This window comes from Streptomyces sp. NPDC107522 (genome assembly GCF_055657525.1).
Genome location: NZ_JBVKAU010000019.1, coordinates 1 through 21,634 on the forward strand (window position 1 = coordinate 1; position 21,634 = coordinate 21,634).

General features: G+C 68.9%; 18 protein-coding genes. 16 read left to right on the forward strand and 2 right to left on the reverse strand.

The window, feature by feature from the left end; all coding sequences use genetic code 11:
• Positions 1-205: 205 nt before the first annotated feature.
• The 4 genes from secD (at position 206) to relA (ending at position 6,623) form a co-directional block, all read left to right on the forward strand.
• Entirely contained in the window at positions 206-1,951 is a 1,746-nt protein-coding gene (gene secD / locus ACZ7L6_RS36940) for a protein translocase subunit SecD (RefSeq protein WP_471931751.1), read from the forward strand.
• A gap of 1 nt (position 1,952) precedes the next feature.
• Positions 1,953-3,074: a protein translocase subunit SecF gene (gene secF, locus ACZ7L6_RS36945; RefSeq protein ID WP_471931753.1), complete on the forward strand. Its 1,122-nt coding sequence runs from the start codon at positions 1,953-1,955 to the stop codon at positions 3,072-3,074.
• Positions 3,071-3,619, forward strand: a complete 549-nt coding sequence (locus tag ACZ7L6_RS36950) for an adenine phosphoribosyltransferase (protein WP_471931755.1) — start codon at positions 3,071-3,073, stop codon at positions 3,617-3,619. Before secF ends, ACZ7L6_RS36950 begins: the two co-directional genes overlap by 4 nt.
• A 466-nt stretch (positions 3,620-4,085) precedes the next feature.
• Positions 4,086-6,623, forward strand: a complete 2,538-nt coding sequence (gene relA / locus ACZ7L6_RS36955) for a GTP pyrophosphokinase (RefSeq protein WP_471931757.1) — start codon at positions 4,086-4,088, stop codon at positions 6,621-6,623.
• 98 nt (positions 6,624-6,721) lie between these two features.
• Here the strand turns inward: relA and ACZ7L6_RS36960 are convergent, their stop codons facing one another.
• Both ACZ7L6_RS36960 and ACZ7L6_RS36965 read right to left on the reverse strand, forming a co-directional pair.
• Positions 6,722-7,951: a DUF349 domain-containing protein gene (locus ACZ7L6_RS36960; protein ID WP_471931759.1), complete on the reverse strand. Its 1,230-nt coding sequence runs from the start codon at positions 7,949-7,951 to the stop codon at positions 6,722-6,724.
• A 135-nt stretch (positions 7,952-8,086) separates the two neighbouring features.
• A complete protein-coding gene (locus tag ACZ7L6_RS36965) occupies positions 8,087-8,914 on the reverse strand; it encodes a peptidylprolyl isomerase (protein ID WP_471931761.1) in 828 nt (275 codons plus the stop codon).
• 180 nt (positions 8,915-9,094) lie between these two features.
• Here ACZ7L6_RS36965 and ACZ7L6_RS36970 point away from each other — a divergent pair, with 180 nt between their 5' ends.
• The 12 genes from ACZ7L6_RS36970 (at position 9,095) to ACZ7L6_RS37025 (ending at position 21,551) form a co-directional block, all read left to right on the forward strand.
• On the forward strand, positions 9,095-9,802 hold the full coding sequence (locus ACZ7L6_RS36970) for an MBL fold metallo-hydrolase (protein ID WP_471931763.1): 708 nt from the start codon (positions 9,095-9,097) through the stop codon (positions 9,800-9,802).
• A 12-nt stretch (positions 9,803-9,814) separates the two neighbouring features.
• Complete coding sequence (gene hisS / locus ACZ7L6_RS36975; protein ID WP_471931765.1) at positions 9,815-11,077, forward strand: histidine--tRNA ligase; 1,263 nt, start codon at positions 9,815-9,817, stop codon at positions 11,075-11,077.
• A 187-nt stretch (positions 11,078-11,264) separates the two neighbouring features.
• Positions 11,265-11,921 carry a vitamin K epoxide reductase family protein gene (locus ACZ7L6_RS36980; RefSeq protein ID WP_471931767.1) on the forward strand — a complete coding sequence of 219 codons (657 nt, stop codon included), beginning with the start codon at positions 11,265-11,267 and terminating at the stop codon, positions 11,919-11,921.
• A 48-nt stretch (positions 11,922-11,969) separates the two neighbouring features.
• Entirely contained in the window at positions 11,970-13,325 is a 1,356-nt protein-coding gene (locus tag ACZ7L6_RS36985; protein ID WP_471931769.1) for a replication-associated recombination protein A, read from the forward strand.
• Positions 13,326-13,627: 302 nt separating this feature from the next.
• On the forward strand, positions 13,628-14,242 hold the full coding sequence (rpsD, locus tag ACZ7L6_RS36990; RefSeq protein WP_433037720.1) for a 30S ribosomal protein S4: 615 nt from the start codon (positions 13,628-13,630) through the stop codon (positions 14,240-14,242).
• A 200-nt stretch (positions 14,243-14,442) separates the two neighbouring features.
• Positions 14,443-14,880 (forward strand): DUF948 domain-containing protein, encoded by a 438-nt coding sequence (locus ACZ7L6_RS36995; RefSeq protein ID WP_398827775.1) that lies wholly within the window; start codon positions 14,443-14,445, stop codon positions 14,878-14,880.
• Between the two features lie 16 nt (positions 14,881-14,896).
• The gene (locus ACZ7L6_RS37000) at positions 14,897-15,244 is read left to right on the forward strand and encodes a hypothetical protein (RefSeq protein ID WP_471931771.1); all 348 of its coding nucleotides are present in this window, start codon (positions 14,897-14,899) and stop codon (positions 15,242-15,244) included.
• Complete coding sequence (alaS, locus tag ACZ7L6_RS37005; protein WP_471931773.1) at positions 15,244-17,916, forward strand: alanine--tRNA ligase; 2,673 nt, start codon at positions 15,244-15,246, stop codon at positions 17,914-17,916. The genes ACZ7L6_RS37000 and alaS overlap by 1 nt, the downstream gene beginning before the upstream one ends.
• A 35-nt stretch (positions 17,917-17,951) precedes the next feature.
• Entirely contained in the window at positions 17,952-18,416 is a 465-nt protein-coding gene (ruvX, locus tag ACZ7L6_RS37010; RefSeq protein ID WP_126399301.1) for a Holliday junction resolvase RuvX, read from the forward strand.
• Positions 18,417-18,540: 124 nt separating this feature from the next.
• Positions 18,541-20,238: an endolytic transglycosylase MltG gene (gene mltG, locus ACZ7L6_RS37015; RefSeq protein ID WP_471931775.1), complete on the forward strand. Its 1,698-nt coding sequence runs from the start codon at positions 18,541-18,543 to the stop codon at positions 20,236-20,238.
• Entirely contained in the window at positions 20,219-21,058 is an 840-nt protein-coding gene (locus ACZ7L6_RS37020) for a shikimate dehydrogenase (protein ID WP_471931777.1), read from the forward strand. The genes mltG and ACZ7L6_RS37020 overlap by 20 nt, the downstream gene beginning before the upstream one ends.
• A gap of 73 nt (positions 21,059-21,131) precedes the next feature.
• A complete protein-coding gene (locus tag ACZ7L6_RS37025; protein ID WP_471931779.1) occupies positions 21,132-21,551 on the forward strand; it encodes a hypothetical protein in 420 nt (139 codons plus the stop codon).
• Positions 21,552-21,634 lie beyond the last annotated feature (83 nt).

Genomic DNA, 21,634 nt, shown 5'->3' on the forward strand with positions numbered 1-21,634 from the left:
GATGCTTGGCCCGCGAAGAGGAGGAGGAAAGAGAAACAGAAAAGAACCGCTGACCCCCCCACCACAACTCACCCCTCTCCCGCTCCCCCCAGCCCCCCCCCCCCCGCCCCCGGGCATGCCGATCTCGCACGGGGATCCCGACACCATGTCATGGCCGCCCGCCCGCTGATCCGGCGCGAGGCGGCCCGAGAGGGAGTACGAGAAGGTGGCAGCACCTAAGAAGGGCCGGAACGCGAGCGCCCAGAGCAAGCCAGGGCGCTCGCTGGCCCTGATCCTGATCGCCATCGCGGCGCTCACCGGGGGGATGTTCGCCTCGGGGCACACCACTCCGCGTCTTGGCATCGACCTGGCAGGCGGCACGAGCATCACGCTCCGCGCGGAAGCCGAGCCCGGTCAGGAATCCGCGATCAACAAGACCAACATGAACACCGCGGTCCAGATCATGGAGCGCCGTGTCAATGGTCTGGGTGTCTCGGAAGCGGAGGTTCAGACCCAGGGCGACAAGAACATCATCGTCAACATCCCCAAGGGCACGAACTCCAAGGAAGCCCGGGCACAGGTCGGCACCACCGCCAAGCTGTACTTCCGTCCGGTGATCGCCACCGAGGTGTCCGGCGGCGGCGCGACGCCCACCCCGTCGCCGAGCGCCTCCAGCAGCGCGTCGGGTGACTCCACCGACAAGGCCACCTCCTCCGCGTCCCCCTCCGGCAGCCCCTCGCCGAGCTCCACCACGCAGGGCCGCGCCGTCAGCGACGCCCTCAAGGCCGACTCCACGCCGTCCGCGAGCGCCTCGTCCAGCGCCTCCCCGTCCGCGAGCAGCAGCCCCTCGGGCGACGGCGCGAGCAGCAAGCTCGAAGCGCAGTACGCCGCGCTGGACTGCCGGAAGGAAGCAGTCCGCGCCAAGGCGGGAGAGAACGCCAAGCCCACCGACTACACGGTCGCCTGCGGTCAGAACTCGTCGGGTCAGTGGCAGAAGTACATCCTCGGCCCCGCCGAGGTCGACGGCACGGACGTCGACGACGCCAAGGCGGTCTTCGACACCCAGGGCGGTGCCGGCTGGATCGTGACCATGAAGTTCACGGACACGGGCAGCAAGAAGTTCGCCTCCATCACCGGCAAGCTGGCCAAGAACCAGCAGCCGCAGAACCAGTTCGCCATCGTCCTGGACGGCGAGGTCGTCTCCGACCCGTACGTCAGGCAGGCCCTGACCGGTGGCAGCGCCGAGATCTCCGGCAACTTCGACCAGGAGTCGTCCCAGAGCCTCGCCAACATGCTGTCGTACGGCGCCCTGCCGCTGACCTTCAGCGAGGACAGCGTCACCACGGTGTCCCCGGCGCTCGGCGGTGAGCAGCTGAAGGCCGGCCTGATCGCCGGTGCGATCGGTCTGGCCCTGGTCATCATCTACCTGCTGGTCTACTACCGCGGCCTGTCGTTGATCGCGATCCTCTCGCTGCTGGTCTCCGCGGCCCTGACGTACACGATCATGGCGTTGCTCGGCCCGACCATCGGCTTCGCGCTCAACCTGCCGGCCGTCTGCGGTGCCATCGTCGCCATCGGCATCACCGCGGACTCGTTCATCGTCTACTTCGAACGCGTCCGCGACGAGATCCGCGAGGGCCGTTCGCTGCGCCCCGCCGTCGAGCGGGCCTGGCCGCGCGCCCGGCGCACCATCCTGGTCTCCGACTTCGTGTCGTTCCTCGCCGCCGCAGTGCTGTTCGTCGTCACCGTCGGCAAGGTCCAGGGCTTCGCGTTCACGCTCGGCCTGACCACCCTCCTCGACGTGGTCGTGGTGTTCCTGTTCACCAAGCCGCTGCTGACGATCCTGGCGCGCAGCAAGTTCTTCGCGAGCGGGCACAGCTGGTCGGGCCTCGATCCCAAGCGACTGGGTGCCCAGCCGCCGCTGCGTCGCACCCGCCGTCCCTCCGCCCCCATCGAGACGAAGGAGGCGTGAGATGTCGAAGCTCGGCAACCTCGGCGCCCGACTGCACCGTGGCGAGGTCGGCTACGACTTCGTCGGCAACCGCAAGATCTGGTACGGCATCTCGATCCTGATCACCATCACGGCCATCGTCGGCCTGGCGGTGCGCGGCCTGAACATGGGCATCGAGTTCCAGGGCGGAGCCGTCTTCAACACCCCGAGCACCGTCTCGGTGGCCCAGGCGCAGGAGTACGCGGAAGAGGCGTCCGGCCACGACGCGATCGTCCAGAAGCTCGGCAGCGGCGACAAGGCCACGCTTCGCATCCAGGTCGCGGGCATCGACACCACCGAGGCCAACAAGGTCTCCGCACAGCTGGCCAAGGACCTGGGTGTCGCGGAGAAGGACGTCACCGGCGAACTCGTCGGCCCCAGCTGGGGTGAACAGATCGCCAACAAGGCCTGGCAGGGCCTCGGCATCTTCCTGGTCCTCGTGGTGATCTATCTGGCGATCGCGTTCGAGTGGCGCATGGCACTCGCCGCGTTCGTCGCCCTGATCCACGACATCACCATCACGGTCGGCATCTACGCCCTCGTCGGCTTCGAGGTCACGCCGGGTACGGTGATCGGTCTGCTGACGATCCTCGGTTACTCGCTCTACGACACGGTCGTCGTCTTCGACAGCCTCAAGGAGCAGACGAAGGACATCACCAAGCAGACCCGCTGGACCTACAGCGACATCGCCAACCGCTCGATCAACAGCACCCTGGTCCGCTCGGTCAACACCACGGTGGTCGCCCTGCTGCCGGTGGCCGGCCTGCTGTTCATCGGTGGCGGTTTCCTCGGCGCCGGCATGCTCAACGACATCTCGCTGTCGCTGTTCGTCGGCCTCGCGGCCGGTGCGTACTCCTCGATCTTCATCGCCACGCCGCTCGTCGCCGACCTCAAGGAGCGCGAGCCGCCGATGAAGGCCCTGAGGAAGCGCGTGCTCGCCAAGCGCGCCCAGACCGCGGCGCAGGGCGAGTCGCCGACCGCGCAGGTCACCGGCGAAGTGGACACCGACGAGCAGGATGACGCAGCCCCCGCGGTCGTCGGCCCGCGCAATCAGCCCGCGTCCCGCGGCCGGGGCCGTGGCCGACCCTCGGGGAAGCGCCGATGACCGAGCTCGCAGACGTCACGACGCTCCTGCTCAGCCGTATCCGTGACGTGGCCGACTATCCGGAGCCGGGCGTGATGTTCAAGGACATCACGCCGCTCCTGGCGGACCCGGCGGCGTTCACGGCGCTCACCGACGCACTGGCCGAGATCGCCGGGAACACCGGCGCCACGAAGATCGTCGGCCTGGAGGCCCGCGGCTTCATCCTCGGCGCCCCCGTCGCCGTCCGCGCGGGCGTCGGCTTCATCCCGGTGCGCAAGGCGGGCAAGCTTCCCGGTGCGACGCTCAGCCAGGCGTACGACCTGGAGTACGGCTCCGCGGAGATCGAGGTGCACGCCGAGGACCTGACGTCGGATGACCGCGTCCTGGTCATCGACGACGTCCTGGCGACGGGCGGCACCGCCGAGGCCTCGATCCAGCTGATCCGCCGGGCCGGCGCCGAGGTGGCCGGCTTGGCCGTCCTGATGGAACTCGGCTTCCTCGGCGGCCGGGCCCGCCTGGAACCGGCCCTGGCCGGAGCCCCCCTGGAGTCACTGCTCAAGGTCTGACCCAAGGCGCTTCGCATCACACGGGGCATTGACACCGCAACGTATGCCGCGCACCTCGCTCCGAGGCGCGCGGCATACGCATGTCCGGGACGCTCCGCCCGCGGGGTGGGCGAGTGTCACGCCTGGGACGTGAGGGTCTGCGTCACGCGCCAGGTGAGCACCACCCGTGACGCGCATTGATGCAACACTTGTGAGAGAGCCACCACCTGGCTCGAAATACGCGCCGCCCGCGCCGCATGCGCCGCCCCCGTGGAACGTGTGCAACCCCTGCGACAGCCGCAAGCAACGCTCGCGCCACCTCTGCCCCACCGCCCCGTCAGCGCCGCAGGAATCCCACCGCAGCCCCTCGCGTTTCACGGGTAGACGGCCCTCACATCGGCCTGAAGGCGATCCTGGGGCCCAGGATCGCTACCATGGGGTCTCCGGAGCCTGACCGGGGGACCCGGATCGCGCACGAGGAGCCCTCTTGCCAGACGAGGCCCAGCACCTGACCGCCGCCAAGCCCGAGTCCGCCTCGGCGCCCGCGGCGAAGCCCGCGCCGAACGCGTCGCACGCGAAGAACGACCCGCGCGGGACGGTCGAGCATGCCCAGTCCGCGCCCGTCGACAAGCCCGCCGAGCAGGCCCGCCCCAAGCCGGCACCGCCCGAGCGCTCCGCGACCCCACCGGTACGCCCTAACACCGGCCAGCCCGCCCGCACCGGCTCCTCCAACCGCGTCCGCGCCCGCCTCGCCCGCCTCGGCGTCCAGCGCTCCAACCCGTACAACCCGGTGCTGGAACCGCTGCTGCGGATAGTCCGCAGCAACGACCCGAAGATCGAGACGTCGACGCTCCGCCAGATCGAGCGCGCCTACCAGGTCGCCGAACGCTGGCACCGCGGCCAGAAGCGCAAGAGCGGCGACCCGTACATCACCCACCCGCTCGCGGTCACCACCATCCTCGCCGAGCTGGGCATGGATCCCGCCACCCTGATGGCGGGCCTGCTGCACGACACCGTCGAGGACACCGAGTACGGCCTCGACCAGCTCCGCCGCGACTTCGGCGACTCGGTCGCCCTGCTCGTGGACGGCGTCACCAAGCTGGACAAGGTCAAGTTCGGCGAGGCCGCGCAGGCCGAAACCGTGCGCAAGATGGTCGTAGCCATGGCCAAGGACCCGCGTGTCCTGGTCATCAAGCTCGCCGACCGCCTGCACAACATGCGCACCATGCGCTACCTCAAGCGCGAGAAGCAGGAGAAGAAGGCGCGCGAGACCCTGGAGATCTACGCGCCCCTCGCCCATCGCCTGGGCATGAACACCATCAAGTGGGAGCTGGAGGACCTCGCGTTCGCGATCCTCTACCCCAAGATGTACGACGAGATCGTCCGGCTGGTGGCCGAAAGGGCACCGAAGCGTGACGAGTACCTGGCCATAGTGACCGACGAGGTCCAGCAGGACCTGCGCGCCGCCCGCATCAAGGCGACCGTCACCGGCCGCCCGAAGCACTACTACAGCGTCTACCAGAAGATGATCGTCCGCGGTCGCGACTTCGCGGAGATCTACGACCTGGTGGGTATTCGTGTACTTGTCGACACGGTCCGCGACTGTTACGCCGCCCTCGGCACCGTGCACGCGCGATGGAACCCGGTCCCCGGCCGGTTCAAGGACTACATCGCGATGCCCAAGTTCAACATGTACCAGTCGCTGCACACGACGGTCATCGGCCCCAACGGCAAGCCCGTCGAACTCCAGATCCGTACGTTCGACATGCACCGCCGCGCCGAGTACGGCATCGCCGCGCACTGGAAGTACAAGCAGGAGGCCGTCGCCGGCGCCTCCAAGGTCCGCACCGACGCGCCCAGGTCGTCCGGCAAGGGCAAGGACGACCACCTCAACGACATGGCGTGGCTGCGCCAGCTGCTGGACTGGCAGAAGGAGACGGAGGACCCGGGCGAGTTCCTGGAGTCCCTGCGCTTCGACCTGTCCCGCAACGAGGTCTTCGTCTTCACCCCCAAGGGCGATGTCATAGCGCTCCCGGCCGGCGCGACCCCTGTCGACTTCGCGTACGCCGTCCACACCGAGGTCGGCCATCGCACGATAGGCGCGAGGGTCAACGGACGTCTGGTCCCGCTCGAATCCACCCTGGACAACGGCGACTTGGTCGAGGTCTTCACCTCGAAGGCGGCCGGCGCGGGCCCCTCGCGCGACTGGCTCGGCTTCGTCAAGTCGCCGCGTGCCCGCAACAAGATCCGGGCGTGGTTCTCCAAGGAGCGCCGCGACGAGGCGATCGAGCAGGGCAAGGACGCGATCGTCCGGGCGATGCGCAAGCAGAACCTGCCGATCCAGCGCATCCTGACCGGCGACTCGCTGGTCACGCTGGCGCACGAGATGCGCTACCCGGACATCTCCGCGCTGTACGCGGCGATCGGTGAGGGCCACGTCTCCGCGCAGAACGTCGTACAGAAGCTCGTCCAGGCGCTCGGCGGCGAGGAGGCCGCCACCGAGGAGATCGACGAGGCGGTCCCGCCGACCCGTGGTCGCAGCCGCAAACGCCGCTCCAGCGCCGACCCGGGCGTCATCGTCAAGGGCGTCGAGGACGTGTGGGTCAAGCTGGCCCGCTGCTGTACACCCGTACCCGGTGACCCGATCATCGGCTTCGTCACGCGCGGTAGCGGAGTATCGGTTCACCGCAGCGACTGCGTGAACGTGGAGTCACTGTCCCGTGAGCCCGAGCGCATCCTCGAGGTCGAGTGGGCACCCACCCAGTCCTCGGTCTTCCTGGTCGCCATCCAGGTCGAGGCCCTGGACCGCTCCCGGCTCCTGTCGGACGTCACCCGCGTCCTGTCCGACCAGCACGTCAACATCCTCTCCGCGGCCGTCCAGACCTCCCGCGACCGCGTCGCCACCTCCCGCTTCACCTTCGAGATGGGCGACCCGAAGCACCTCGGGCACGTCCTGAAGGCGGTCAGGGGCGTCGAGGGCGTGTACGACGTGTACCGCGTGACGTCGGCGCGCAGCCGGTCGTAAGGCAGACTACGAGGCAGCCGGCCAAGGCATACGACGAGAAGGGCCCCGTACACGAGGTACGGGGCCCTTCTCGTCGTAAAAGGCTGTCGTCCGGGCTGTCAGCCGCCGAACTCCTGCAGACCCTTCAGCGCCTGGTCAAGCAGCGCCTGGCGGCCCTCCAGCTCACGCTCCAGCTTGTCGGCCTTGGCGTTGTTGCCCTGGGCGCGTGCCTGCTCGATCTGGCCCCTCAGCTTGTCCACGGCGGCCTGGAGCTGACCGGTCAGACCCTCGGCACGCGCGCGTGCCTCCGGGTTGGTCCGGCGCCACTCGGCCTCCTCGGCCTCCTGGATGGCCCGCTCCACGGCGTGCATCCGGCCCTCGACCTTCGGCCGGGCGTCGCGCGGCACATGGCCGATGGCCTCCCAGCGCTCGTTGATCGAGCGGAAGGCGGCGCGTGCGGCCTTCAGGTCGCCGATCGGCAGGAGCTTCTCGGCCTCCTCGGCCAGCTCCTCCTTCAGCTTCAGGTTCTCCGCCTGCTCGGCGTCGCGCTCGGCGAAGACCGAGCTGCGGGCGGCGAAGAAGATGTCCTGGGCGCCGCGGAAGCGGTTCCACAGGTCGTCCTCGTGCTCACGCTGGGCGCGGCCCGCGGCCTTCCACTCCGACATCAGCTCGCGGTAGCGCGCCGCCGTCGGACCCCAGTCCGTCGAACCGGACAGCGCCTCGGCCTCCGCGACCAGCCGCTCCTTGGTCTTGCGGGCCTCCTCGCGCTGCGCGTCCAGCTGCGCGAAGTGCGCCTTGCGACGCTTGGAGAACGCCGACCGGGCGTGCGAGAAGCGGTGCCACAGCTCGTCGTCCGACTTGCGGTCCAGCCGCGGCAGACCCTTCCAGGTGTCCACCAGGGCCCGCAGCCGCTCACCGGCGGCCCGCCACTGGTCGGACTGCGCCAGCTCCTCGGCCTCGACGACCAGCGCCTCCTTGGCGTGGCGCGCCTCGTCCGACTGCTTCGCCCGCTGCGCCTTGCGCTCCTCGCGGCGCTTCTCGACGGTCTCGACCAGCTTGTCCAGGCGGGTCCGCAGGGCGTCCAGGTCGCCGACCGCGTGGTGGGCGTCGACCTGCTCCCGGATGTGGTCGATCGCTGCCTGGGCGTCCTTCGCCGACAGGTCGGTGGTCTTCACTCGCTTCTCGAGGAGGCCGATCTCGACAACCAGGCCCTCGTACTTGCGCTCGAAGTAGGCCAACGCCTCCTCGGGGGAGCCGGCCTGCCAGGAACCGACGACCTGCTCGCCGTCGGCCGTACGCACGTACACGGTCCCCGTCTCGTCGACGCGGCCCCACGGGTCGCTGCTCACAGCGCCTCCTCCACATGATGCCTGCGAGGGGCTTGTGTTCCCCCGGGCATCGTCCACAGTTTCGTCACGGCCAACATAGGCGACCGGCGGGTTGCCTGTCCGCATCCCGCGCGACCGAAATTTCCCAGCTGGCGGTCAGGATTTGGTGACCGTCGCCTTGTTGATCACGACCGTCGCGTTGGGTGCGGTGTTCTGGGTCGTGGGGTCGGCAGGCTGGGCCCCGGCGTCCGCAATCTTCTTGAGTACCTTCATGCCGGATTCGGAAACGGTACCGAACGGTGTGTAGCTCGGCGGAAGCTGACTGTCCTGGTAGACGAGGAAGAACTGGCTGCCGCCGGTGTGCTTCTGGCCGGTGTTCGCCATCGCGACGGTGCCCGCGGGGTAGATGTTGCCCTTGAGGCTTTTGTCCTTCAGGTTCTCGTCCGGAATCGTGTACCCGGGACCACCCGTGCCGGTGCCCGTCGGGTCGCCGCACTGCAGCACATAGATCTGGCTGTCGGTCAGCCGGTGGCACTTGGAGTGGTCGAAGTAGCCCTTCCCGGCGAGGAAGTTGAACGAGTTGACGGTGTGCGGCGCCGCCGACGCCTTGAGCGCGATGTCTATGTCACCGCATGTCGTCGCCAGCTTCATCGTGTACTTCGCCGACTTGTCGATGGTCATCTCCGGCTCCTTCTTCCAGGTGGCCTTCTTGACCTTGCCCGCGGCTGGCTTCTCGCACGGGTCCGGGGCCTTGCTGGTCGCGCTGGGCGTGACCTCCGCGTTCGCGTTCGTCTTGCTGTCGTCGTCGCCCTTGAGGACCCCGGTCGTGTACAGCGCGAGGCTGCCGATGATGACCACCGCGAGCGCCGACGCGATCGCCGCGTTGCGCGTGCGCGCCTTGCGCCGCGCGGCCGTGCGCCGCTGCTGCTGCCGCAAGAACTTCTCCCGGGCGAGCTGACGCCGCCGCTGTTCCTGGCTGACCACCGGGTTCTCTCCTCATGCGTCGTGTGTGTCGACCGGTACGCGTGCGCCCAATGAGCCGATCGCCCGCGTGTGCCCCGTACCGTATATGGGTTCGCTGAGGAATCGGCAGCGCCGGTAGGCTCTGACGACAGGCGGAGCCCGCCGACAACCCACCTGTGTCGACACAAACGAAGGACGATCGTGCTCATTGCCGGGTTCCCCGCCGGGGCCTGGGGGACGAACTGTTATCTCGTCGCCCCCGCCGCCGGTGAGGAGTGCGTGATCATCGACCCGGGCCACGAGGCGGCCCCAGGAGTCGAGGAAGCGCTGAAGAAGCATCGGCTCAAGCCCGTCGCCGTCGTCCTCACCCACGGCCACCTCGACCACGTGGCCTCGGTCGTCCCGGTGTGCGGTGCGCACGACGTACCGGCCTGGATCCACCCCGAGGACCGGTACATGATGAGCGACCCGGAGAAGGCGCTCGGCCGCTCCATCGGGATGCCGTTGATGGGCGAGCTGACCATCGGGGAGCCGGACGACGTCAAGGAGCTGACCGACGGCTCGAAGCTGGAGCTGGCCGGACTGGAGCTGACCGTCGCGCACGCGCCGGGCCATACCAAGGGGTCGGTGACCTTCGGCCTCCCCGAGGCGGCGGACATCCCGCCGATCCTGTTCTCGGGCGACCTGCTGTTCGCCGGCTCCATCGGACGCACCGACCTGCCCGGCGGCGACATGGCCGAGATCCTCGACTCGCTGGCACGCGTGTGCCTGCCGCTCGACGACTCGACCGTGGTGCTGTCCGGCCACGGCCCCCAGACGACCATCGGCCAGGAGCGCGCCACCAACCCGTATCTGCGGCAGGTGGCCGCCGGCCAGGGAGCTCAGCCGGCTCCCCGACGAGGAATGTGACGAGAGACCTCCGTGAGCACCTTTCAGGCCCCCAAGGGCACGTACGACCTGATCCCGCCGGACTCCGCCAAGTACCTGGCCGTCCGTGAGGCGATCGCGGCACCGCTGCGCAACTCCGGCTACGGCTACATCGAGACGCCCGGCTTCGAGAGCGTCGAACTGTTCGCGCGCGGCGTCGGCGAGTCCACCGACATCGTGACCAAGGAGATGTACGCCTTCGAGACCAAGGGCGGCGACAAGCTCGCCCTGCGCCCCGAGGGCACGGCCTCGGTCCTGCGCGCGGCGCTGGAGGCCAACCTGCACAAGGCGGGCAACCTTCCGGTCAAGCTCTGGTACTCCGGCTCCTACTACCGCTACGAGCGCCCCCAGAAGGGCCGTTACAGGCACTTCTCCCAGGTCGGCGCCGAGGCCATCGGCGCCGAGGACCCGGCGCTGGACGCCGAGCTGATCATCCTGGCCGACCAGGCCTACCGATCGCTCGGCCTCAGCAACTTCCGGATCCTGCTCAACAGCCTGGGCGACAAGGAGTGCCGCCCGGTGTACCGAGCGGCGCTGCAGGACTTCCTGCGCGGCCTGGACATCGACGAGGACACGCGCCGTCGCGCCGAGATCAACCCGCTCCGCGTCCTGGACGACAAGCGCGAGTCGGTCCAGAAGCAGCTCGGGGACGCCCCGCTGCTGCGCGACTACCTCTGCGACGCCTGCAAGGCGTACCACGAGGAGGTCCGCGAGCTGATCACGGCGGCGGGCGTCTCCTTCGAGGACGACCCGAAGCTGGTGCGCGGCCTGGACTACTACACGCGTACGACCTTCGAGTTCGTCCACGACGGTCTGGGCTCCCAGTCCGCGGTGGGCGGCGGCGGCCGCTACGACGGTCTGTCCGAGATGATCGGCGGCCCCGCCCTGCCGTCCGTCGGCTGGGCCCTCGGCGTCGACCGCACCGTCCTCGCCCTGGAGGCGGAGGGCGTGGAGCTCGAACTCCCGGCGTCCACCAGCGTGTTCGCGGTACCGCTCGGCGAGGAGGCCCGCCGGGTCCTGTTCGCCAAGGTCACCGAGCTGCGCAAGGTCGGCATCGCGGCGGACTTCTCCTACGGCGGCAAGGGCCTCAAGGGCGCCATGAAGAACGCCAACCGCAGCGGCGCCCGCTACACGATCGTCGCCGGCGAACGCGACCTCGCCGAGGGCGTCGTCCAGCTCAAGGACATGGAGTCCGGTGAGCAGACGGCCATCGGCGTCAACGAGATCGTGGCGGAACTGGAAGCCCGATTGGGCTGAATTCCCACAAGGAGGGGGACCGGGCCGGGTCCCCCTCCTTTGCTGTTCCGAGAGTGTCCTGAACCGAGCGCCTTCACGCGATCGCGCGTATTTCCTTATGCCCAGTGAACGGCGGGCACGCGTGCGTGTACGGCACAATGTGCCGTGCCCGGAGAAGGTCCAACTCTCAAGTGACGGAATCGGCGTGATGAGCAAGACGACAGTCAAAGACGTCTCCACCGAACCCGAGCCGGAGCGTGCCGAGCCCGCGTCCGGTTCGGTGGGCGGCAGCCGTGCGTTCGCCCTGATGCTGGTGATCACCGGCGCGGCGGGGCTTCTTGCTGCGTGGGTCATCACGATCGACAAGTTCAAGATCCTCGAGGCCAAGGTCGAGGGCAAGACCTTCACGCCCGGCTGCAGTCTCAACCCGATCGTCTCCTGCGGCAGCATCATGGAGAGCAAGCAGGCGTCCGTCTTCGGGTTCCCCAACCCCATGCTGGGCCTCGTCTGCTACGGCATCGTCATCTGCGTCGGCATGAGCCTGCTCGCCCGCGCCCGCTTCCCGCGCTGGTACTGGCTGACCTTCAACGCCGGCACGCTCTTCGGTGTCGTCTTTTGTACGTGGCTGATGTTCCAGTCGCTCTACCGCATCAACGCGCTGTGCCTGTGGTGCTCGCTCGCCTGGGCCGCGACGATCACGATGTTCTGGTACCTGACCTCGTTCAACGTCCGCAACGGTTTCCTGCCTGCCCCGCGTCCGCTGAAGAACTTCCTCGCCGAGTTCACCTGGGTGCTGCCGGTGACGCACTGCGGCGTCATCGTCATGCTGATCCTCACCCGCTGGGGCAGCCAGCTCTGGGCCTGACGACCCGCTCCGGCGTCGATGTCAGTGCCGTGATTTAGGGTTTCCAACGTGGAGCCCGACCTGTTCACCGCCGCCGCAGAAGAACGCCAGGAGAAGGACCCCGCCGGCAGTCCCCTGGCGGTGCGCATGCGCCCGCGCACCCTGGACGAGGTCGTGGGCCAGCAGCACCTGCTCAAGCCGGGCTCGCCCCTTCGCCGACTGGTCGGCGAGGGAGCCAAGGGCCCGGCTGGGCCGTCGTCGGTGATCCTCTGGGGCCCGCCCGGCACCGGCAAGACCACCCTGGCGTACGTCGTCTCCAAGGCCACCAACAAGCGCTTCGTCGAGCTGTCCGCCATCACCGCCGGGGTGAAGGAGGTCCGCGCGGTCATCGACGGCGCCCGCCGCGCCACCGGCGGTTTCGGCAAGGAGACCGTCCTCTTCCTCGACGAGATCCACCGCTTCAGCAAGGCCCAGCAGGACTCCCTCCTCCCGGCCGTCGAGAACCGCTGGGTGACCCTGATCGCGGCGACCACCGAGAACCCGTACTTCTCGGTCATCTCCCCCCTGCTGTCCCGCTCCCTCCTCCTCACCCTCGAACCCCTCACCGACGACGACCTGCGCGGCCTGATCAAGCGCGCCCTCACCGACGAGCGAGGTCTGGGCGGCTCCGTCACCCTCCCCGAGGACACCGAGGCCCACCTGCTGCGCATCGCCGGCGGTGACGCCCGCCGCGCCCTGACCGCCCTGGAGGCCGCCGCCGGGGCCGCCCTCGACAAGGGCGAGTCGCAGATCGCTCTCCAGACGCTGGAGGAGACGGTCGACCGGGCCGCCGTGAAGTACGACCGCGACGGCGACCAGCACTACGACGTCGCCAGCGCCCTCATCAAGTCCATCCGGGGCTCCGACGTCGACGCCGCCCTGCACTACCTGGCCCGCATGATCGAGGCCGGCGAGGACCCCCGCTTCATCGCCCGCCGCCTGATGATCTCCGCCAGCGAGGACATCGGCCTCGCCGACCCCAACGCGCTGCCCATAGCCGTCGCCGCCGCCCAGGCCGTCGCCATGATCGGCTTCCCGGAGGCCGCCCTCACCCTCAGCCACGCCACCATCGCCCTCGCCCTCGCCCCCAAGTCCAACGCCGCGACCACCGCGATCGGCGCCGCCCTGGACGACGTACGCAAGGGACTGGCGGGCCCCGTCCCGCCCCATCTGCGCGACGGGCACTACAAGGGCGCCGCCAAGCTCGGGCACGCTCAGGGGTACGTGTATCCGCACGACCTGGCGGAGGGCATCGCCGAGCAGCAGTACGCGCCGGACGCCCTCAAGGACCGCGAGTACTACACCCCGACCCGGCACGGCGCCGAGGCGCGGTACGCGGACGCCGTGGAGTGGACCAGGAAGCACCTCCGTCGCAGGCGGTCCTGAGCAGCCTGTAGACTCGCTCGAAGTGCTGTGTCCCGTGCAGTCAGAACGGGACGGTCAGCCGGAGCTCCGGTCCTCGGACCGGCTCCAGGAGCGTCGCGCACCGTTCGAATGGTGTCGCGGGCAGCCCACCACCACTCGTCGCACGACGGGAATGGTCGGTGGGCCACTCGCGTGCTGCACGTATGTGCCCAGACCAGGGGAGCGGCTGCCCGGAGGGTCCCCAGTGGACCCGATGGGTTTCCCCGGCTGCGGATGCGACCTCCCTCAACCCTGACAAGCCGAACACTGAGAAATGAGAGATTGTGGCGAACCAGTCCCGCCCCAAGGTCAAGAAGTCGCGTGCCCTCGGCATCGCGCTGACCCCGAAGGCCGTCAAGTACTTCGAGGCCCGTCCCTACCCGCCGGGTGAGCACGGCCGTGGCCGCAAGCAGAACTCGGACTACAAGGTCCGTCTGCTGGAGAAGCAGCGTCTGCGCGCGCAGTACGACATCTCCGAGCGCCAGCTGGTCCGCGCCTACGAGCGCGCGTCCAAGGTTCAGGGCAAGACCGGTGAGGCCCTGATCGTGGAGCTCGAGCGCCGTCTCGACGCCCTGGTCCTGCGTTCGGGCATCGCCCGCACCATCTACCAGGCCCGTCAGATGGTCGTTCACGGCCACATCGAGGTCAACGGCCAGAAGGTCGACAAGCCGTCCTTCCGCGTCAAGCCGGACGACGTCGTGATGGTCCGCGAGCGCAGCCGCGAGAAGACCCTCTTCTCGATCGCCCGCGAGGGTGGCTTCGCCCCCGAGGGTGAGACCCCGCGCTACCTCCAGGTGAACCTCAAGGCCCTGGCGTTCCGCCTGGACCGTGAGCCGAACCGCAAGGAGATCCCGGTGATCTGCGACGAGCAGCTCGTCGTCGAGTACTACGCCCGTTGATCCTTCAGCGGTCGTAGGACTTCTGCGCCTGAGCCCGTCGTCTCCCCCGCCCTTCCGGGTGGGGGAGGCGGCGGGCTTTCGCATGCTCGTAATGCGGTACGGAGCGCTGCGCCCGGCGCGATAGGCTCAGCCTCGGAACCAGGTTCAATACTAGGTTCAGAACCCAGGTTCAATGACAGGTACAGACGCTTAGGGAGCGGGTGCACACAGTGTCCGGTGGAGAAGTTGCCGGGATCCTGGTGGCTGTCTTCTGGGCGATCCTGGTCTCCTTCCTCGCCGTCGCCCTGGTGAGGCTGGCCCAGACGCTCAAGGCGACCACCAAGCTCGTAGCCGACGTGACCGATCAGGCCGTCCCGCTCCTGGCAGAGGCCTCCACGGCGGTGCGCTCCGCCCAGACCCAGATCGACCGGGTCGACGCGATCGCCTCCGACGTCCAGGAGGTCACGTCGAACGCCTCCGCGCTGTCGACCACCGTCGCCTCCACCTTCGGCGGCCCCCTGGTCAAGGTCGCGGCCTTCGGCTACGGCGTGCGCCGGGCCCTCGGCGGCCGCAAACAGGAGGACGCGCCTGCCGACTCTCCCCGGCGTACCGTGATCGTGGGCCGGACGGTCCCTGCCGCACGACGCAAGCGGAAGTAAGGACTGAGACCGAGCGATGTTCCGCCGTACGTTCTGGTTCAGCACGGGTGTCGCCGCCGGTGTGTGGGCCACCACCAAGGTCAACCGCAAGCTCAAGCAGCTCACCCCGGAGAGCCTTGCCGCCACCGCCGCGAACAAGGCCCTGGAGACGGGACAGCGGCTGAAGGACCGCGCGGTGGGCTTCGCCCTCGATGTCCGCGACAACATGGCCCAGCGGGAGGCCGAGTTGGAGGACGCGCTCGGCATCAAGGAGAGCCCCGAACTCCCCGCGCCCCGGCGGCACGCCGCCATCGAGAACGACCGAAGCAACCCGAAGTACATCGAGAACCCGACGTACTCGTACAACCGGAATGAGGACCACTGATGGAGTCGGCCGAGATTCGCCGCCGCTGGCTGAGCTTCTTCGAGGAGCGCGGGCACACCGTCGTCCCTTCGGCGTCGCTCATCGCGGACGACCCGACTCTGCTCCTCGTCCCCGCCGGCATGGTGCCCTTCAAGCCGTACTTCCTGGGTGAGGTCAAGCCGCCCTACCCGCGCGCCACCAGCGTGCAGAAGTGCGTGCGCACGCCCGACATCGAAGAGGTCGGCAAGACCACCCGGCACGGCACGTTCTTCCAGATGTGCGGCAACTTCTCCTTCGGCGACTACTTCAAGGAAGGCGCCATCAAGCTCGCCTGGGAGCTGCTCACCAGCCCCCAGGACAAGGGCGGTTACGGCCTCGACCCCGAGCGTCTGTGGATCACCGTCTACAAGGACGACGACGAGGCCGAGCGCATCTGGCACGAGGTCGTCGGTGTGCCCATGGAGCGCATCCAGCGCCTCGGCATGAAGGACAACTTCTGGTCCATGGGCGTCCCGGGTCCGTGCGGTCCCTGTTCCGAGATCAACTACGACCGCGGCCCGGAGTTCGGCGTCGAGGGCGGCCCCGCCGTCAACGACGAGCGGTACGTGGAGATCTGGAACCTCGTCTTCATGCAGTACGAGCGCGGCGAGGGCACCGGCAAGGACAACTTCGAGATCCTCGGCGACCTCCCGAGCAAGAACATCGACACGGGCCTCGGCCTGGAGCGACTCGCCATGATTCTGCAGGGCGTGCAGAACATGTACGAGATCGACACCTCCATGGCCGTCATCAAGAAGGCCACCGAGCTGACCGGTGTCGCCTACGGCGACGCCCACGCCTCGGACGTCTCCCTGCGCGTGGTCACCGACCACATGCGTACGGCCACCATGCTCATCGGCGACGGCGTCACCCCCGGCAACGAGGGCCGCGGCTACGTCCTGCGCCGCATCATGCGCCGCGCCATCCGCAACATGCGCCTGCTCGGTGCCACCGGTCCGGTCGTCAAGGACCTGATCGACGTCGTGATCGGCATGATGGGCCAGCAGTACCCCGAGCTCGTCACCGACCGCGAGCGCATCGAGAAGGTAGCCCTCGCCGAGGAGAACGCCTTCCTCAAGACGCTGAAGGCCGGCACCAACATCCTCGACACCGCCGTCACGGACACGAAGGCCGCCGGGTCGACCGTCCTTCCCGGCGACAAGGCGTTCCTGCTCCACGACACCTGGGGCTTCCCGATCGACCTCACCCTCGAGATGGCCGCCGAACAGGGGCTGTCCGTGGACGAGGACGGCTTCCGCCGTCTGATGAAGGAGCAGCGGGAGCGCGCCAAGGCCGACGCCCAGGCCAAGAAGACCGGCCACGCTGGCGCCGGTGCCTACCGTGAGATCGCCGACAAGGTCGGCGAGACCGACTTCATCGGCTACACCGACACCGAGGGCGAGTCCACCATCGTCGGCATCCTCGTCGACGGCGCCTCCTCCCCGGCCGCCACCGAGGGCGACGAGGTCGAGATCGTCCTCGACCGCACGCCGTTCTACGCCGAGGGCGGCGGCCAGATCGGCGACACCGGCCGCATCAAGGTCGACTCCGGTGCCGTCATCGAGATCCGCGACTGCCAGAAGCCGGTCCCCGGGGTCTACGTCCACAAGGGCGTCGTCCAGGTCGGCGAGGTGACGGTCGGCGCCAAGGCGCACGCCTCCATCGACGACCGGCGCCGCAAGGCCATCGCCCGCGCCCACTCGGCCACGCACCTCACCCACCAGGCGCTGCGCGACGCCCTCGGCCCGACGGCCGCCCAGGCCGGTTCCGAGAACCAGCCCGGCCGCTTCCGCTTCGACTTCGGCTCCCCGTCCGCCGTTCCCACGGCCGTGATGACCGACGTCGAGCAGAAGATCAACGAGGTCCTGGCCCGCGACCTCGACGTGCGCGCCGACGTCATGGGCATCGACGAGGCCAAGAAGCAGGGCGCCATCGCCGAGTTCGGCGAGAAGTACGGCGAGCGCGTGCGCGTCGTGACCATCGGCGACTTCTCCAAGGAACTGTGCGGCGGCACGCACGTCCACAACACCGCCCAGCTGGGCCTGGTGAAGCTGCTCGGCGAGTCGTCCATCGGTTCCGGTGTACGCCGTATCGAGGCCCTCGTCGGCGTCGACGCCTACAACTTCCTCGCCCGCGAGCACACGGTCGTCGCCCAGCTCCAGGAGCTGATCAAGGGACGCCCGGAGGAGCTCCCGGAGAAGGTCTCCGCCATGCTCGGCAAGCTGAAGGACGCCGAGAAGGAGATCGAGAAGTTCCGCGCCGAGAAGGTGCTCCAGGCCGCCGCCGGTCTCGCCGAGTCCGCCAAGGACGTCCGCGGCATCGCCGTCGTCACCGGCCGGGTCCCGGACGGTACGACCCCCGACGACCTGCGCAAGCTCGTCCTCGACGTGCGCGGCCGCATCCAGGGCGGACGGGCTGCCGTGGTCGCCCTCTTCACGGTCAACAACGGCAAGCCGCTCACGGTCATCGCCACCAACGAGGCCGCCCGCGAACGCGGCCTCAAGGCCGGCGACCTGGTCCGTACGGCCGCCAAGACCCTCGGCGGCGGCGGTGGCGGCAAGCCCGACGTCGCCCAGGGCGGCGGCCAGAACCCGGCCGCCATCGGCGACGCCGTCGAGGCCGTCGAGCGGCTCGTGACGGAAACGGCCAAGTGAGCGACGCCACACAGGCGAGTGGCGACGGCCGGGGCATGCGCCGCGGCCGCCGCCTCGCGATCGACGTCGGCGACGCCCGCATCGGCGTCGCCTCGTGCGACCCCGACGGGATCCTCGCCACACCGGTGGAGACCGTCCCGGGCCGGGACATCCCGGCAGCTCATCGCCGCCTCAAGCAACTCGTCGAGGAGTACGAGCCGATCGAGGTCGTCGTCGGACTTCCTCGCTCCCTCAAGGGAGGCGAGGGCCCGGCCGCGGTCAAGGTCAGGGGCTTCGCCCAGGAGCTCGCCCGCATGATCGCGCCCGTACCGGTCAGACTCGTGGACGAGCGGATGACGACCGTGACGGCCAGTCAGGGACTGCGCGCCTCGGGCGTGAAGTCGAAGAAGGGCCGGTCGGTGATCGACCAGGCAGCTGCCGTGATCATCTTGCAGCAGGCGCTCGAATCCGAACGGGTGTCAGGTAAAGCTCCCGGCGAGAGCGTCGAAGTGGTTATCTGATCGCGATACGGTAACGTTCCGCGCGATGCGCCGGTATTCGAACAGCCGGGGCACAGAGAGAGGCGGGACGGTAGCCGGATCTTCAGCAGCCGCGTGACCGCCGCCTCGCGGCTCTAGGGGATCGATGACTGAGTATGGCCGGAGCCCAGGCTCCGAACCGTGGCATCCCGAGGACCCGTTGTTCGGGGACGGCGGATGGGAAGGGCAGCAGGCCCCTTCGGGCGGGCAGGCTGCCTACGGCGGCCAGCCGCAGCACTATCCGGAGCAGCCGCAGCAGCCACAGCACTACGGCGACTGGGGCAACGGCCAGCAGGCCGCATACGGTCAGGCGCAGCAGCAGTACCCGCAGCAGGGCCAGAGCCAGCAGTACCAGCAGCAGTACGACCAGCAGCAGTACGGGGGCCAGGCGCAGCAGTCGTACGACAACAGCGGCTGGGGGACCGGCAACCACGGACACGTCCAGTACCCCGATCCGGGGGACCCCTACGGGCAGCAGGCCGCGGCGTACGGCGGTGGGCAGCACGACTACTACGGCACGCCCGAGGCCTATCCGCCGCCCGAGCCGCCGAGCCGGCGGCAGACCGAGCCGGAGCCACCTCAGACCGACTGGGATCCCGGGCCCGACCAGGGTGAACACGCGTTCTTCGCCGGTGGCGACGATGATGATGACGACGACTTCGACGACGAGTCGGGGAACGGCCGGGGGCGCGGCGACCGCCGGGGCAGGGGCGGCAAGCCCAAGAAGCGCCGCAGTGGATCCGCCTGTCTGGTCGTCGCGCTGGTGTTCGCCGGAGGCGTCGGCGGCGTCGGATATTTCGGGTACCAGTTTTACCAGGATCGTTTCGGCGCCGCGCCCGACTTCGCCGGCGAGGGCACCAGCGAGACGGTGACCGTCGAGATCCCCAGGGGCGCGCTCGGATCCGAGATCGGCCGGCTGCTGAAGGCGGCGGGTGTCGTGAAGAGCGTCGACGCCTTCGTCGCCGCGCAGCAGGACAATCCCGACGGGGGCAAGATCCAGGCGGGCGCTTACCTGCTCAAGAAGCAGATGTCCGCCGCGAGCGCGGTCGAGATGATGCTCGACCCGAAGAGCCAGAACAGCGTTCTGGTGAGGCCGGGCGACCGCAATGTGGCCGTCTACACGGCGATCGATAAAAAGCTCGAACTGTCGTCCGGCGCAACCAAGAAGATCGCTGAGGAGAAATACAAGAGCCTCGGACTTCCGAGCTGGGCGAACGACAACAGCAAGATCAAGGACCCGCTGGAGGGCTTCCTCTACCCGGGCACCTATGCCGCCGCCAAGGGCATGAAGCCCGAGGCGATCCTCAAGGAAATGGTGACCCAGGCCGCGAACAAGTACGAGTCGCTGGATCTGGAGGCCAAGGCCAAGGCGCTCAAGCTGGACAGCCCGCTGCAGGTCATCACGGTCGCCAGCCTCGTGCAGGCCGAGGGCAAGACCGACGACGACTACCGCAAGATGGCGGAAGTGGTCTACAACCGTCTCGACCTCGCGAATCCCGAGACCTACGGTGCTCTGCAGTTCGACTCGACCTTCAATTACCTGAAGGGGCAGAGCAACATCGACATCAGCGAGTCGGAGATCAAGAGCAACCCGGACCCGTACAACACGTACTACCACAAGGGTCTGCCGCCCGGCCCGATCGGAAACCCGGGGGACGGCGCGATCAAGGGAACGCTGAACCCGACCGACCAGGGCTGGTACTACTTCGTGGCGACCGACGGTGTGAACAAGACCGAATTCGCCAAGACCCACGATGAATTCCTCAGGCTCAAGGACAAGTTCAATGAGAGCAGGGGCAACTGACGCCCGCCGGGCCGCCGTCCTGGGCAAGCCCATCACCCACTCCCTCTCTCCGGTGCTGCACCGCACCGCATACGAGGAACTGGGGCTCGTGGACTGGTCGTACGACCGGTTCGAGATCGACGAGGCGGCTCTGCCCGGGTTCCTCGCCGAACTCGGGCCCGAGTGGGCGGGGTTGTCGCTGACCATGCCGCTCAAGCGGGCTGTCATTCCGCTGCTCGACGAGATCAGCGATACGGCGGCCTCGGTCGAGGCGGTCAACACGGTCGTCTTCACCGAGGACGGCCGCCGCGTCGGTGACAACACCGACATCCCCGGGATGGTCGCCGCCCTGCGGGAGCGCGGCATCGAACAGGTCGACTCGGCGGCCATCCTCGGCGCGGGCGCCACGGCGTCCTCCGCGCTGGCCGCGCTCGCACGCATCTGCACCGGCGAGGTCGTGGCGTACGTGCGCAGCGAGGCGCGTGCCGCCGAGATGCGGCAGTGGGGTGAGCGGCTGGACGTCGAGGTGCGGACAGCGGACTGGGCCGACGCGGACCGGGCGCTGCGCGCGCCGCTGGTCATCGCGACCACCCCGGCCGGCACGACCGACGCCCTCGCCGCCGCCGTACCGGAGCGCCCCGCCACCCTCTTCGACGTGCTCTACGACCCTTGGCCGACCGCTCTGGCGGCCCGCTGGTCCATGTTCGGCGGAGCCGTCGTCAGCGGCCTCGACCTGCTGGTGCACCAGGCGGTGCTGCAGGTGGAGCAGATGACCGGCCGTGCCCCGGCGCCCCTGGACGCCATGCGAAAAGCGGGAGAGCGCGCCCTCGCGGCCCGCTAAGATCCGCTGAGTTCCGCAGGGGCGGAGCAAGGTTCCGCAGGGGGCGGAGAAAGACAGAGGGGGAGCACGAACCGTGTCCACTGGTGTGCCGCTGGCGTCCGGCAAGAGCGAGATATTCGAGGTCATCCTGCAGTTCATGCCGGACTGGGTGCAGATCCCTGTGCTCGTTCTCATCGTGCTGCTCGTCGTCGGGTCGTGGGTCTTCAAGCTGAAGCGCAAGATCGCCCAGCGGCGCGCAAGGCGTCAGGGTCCGGCCGTGCAGGCCGCGGCGCAGACCGGGCAGGGACGGGGTGCCGACTACCTGGGTCCGTACGCTCCCCAGCAGCCCGCGCAGCAGCCGAGCGGTGCCGACTACCTCGGCTCCTACGCCCCTCAGCAGGCGCAGGCCACGCAGCAGCAGGCGCACGCCGTGCAGCCCGGCGCTCAGGGCAGCGGCGCCGACTACCTCGGCTCCTACGCCCCGCAGCAGGCGCAGGGCAGCGGCCCCGCGTGATCACTTCCGGCGCCCGGCACCGTCCATCGGCCGTCCGCTTGGTGGACCGACGGCCGGGCCGCGCCGCCGGACGTGGGAGGATC

What these genes read in the sequence shown, in the direction of transcription:
- ACZ7L6_RS37020 (WP_471931777.1), top strand. Translation starts at nt 20,219, where the DNA reads ATGAGAGCAGGGGCAACTGACGCCCGCCGGGCCGCCGTCCTGGGCAAG.
- ruvX (WP_126399301.1), top strand. Translation starts at nt 17,952, where the DNA reads ATGCGCCGCGGCCGCCGCCTCGCGATCGACGTCGGCGACGCCCGCATC.
- alaS (WP_471931773.1), top strand. Translation starts at nt 15,244, where the DNA reads ATGGAGTCGGCCGAGATTCGCCGCCGCTGGCTGAGCTTCTTCGAGGAG.
- ACZ7L6_RS36950 (WP_471931755.1), top strand. Translation starts at nt 3,071, where the DNA reads ATGACCGAGCTCGCAGACGTCACGACGCTCCTGCTCAGCCGTATCCGT.
- ACZ7L6_RS37000 (WP_471931771.1), top strand. Translation starts at nt 14,897, where the DNA reads ATGTTCCGCCGTACGTTCTGGTTCAGCACGGGTGTCGCCGCCGGTGTG.
- mltG (WP_471931775.1), top strand. Translation starts at nt 18,541, where the DNA reads ATGACTGAGTATGGCCGGAGCCCAGGCTCCGAACCGTGGCATCCCGAG.
- ACZ7L6_RS36980 (WP_471931767.1), top strand. Translation starts at nt 11,265, where the DNA reads ATGAGCAAGACGACAGTCAAAGACGTCTCCACCGAACCCGAGCCGGAG.
- secF (WP_471931753.1), top strand. Translation starts at nt 1,953, where the DNA reads ATGTCGAAGCTCGGCAACCTCGGCGCCCGACTGCACCGTGGCGAGGTC.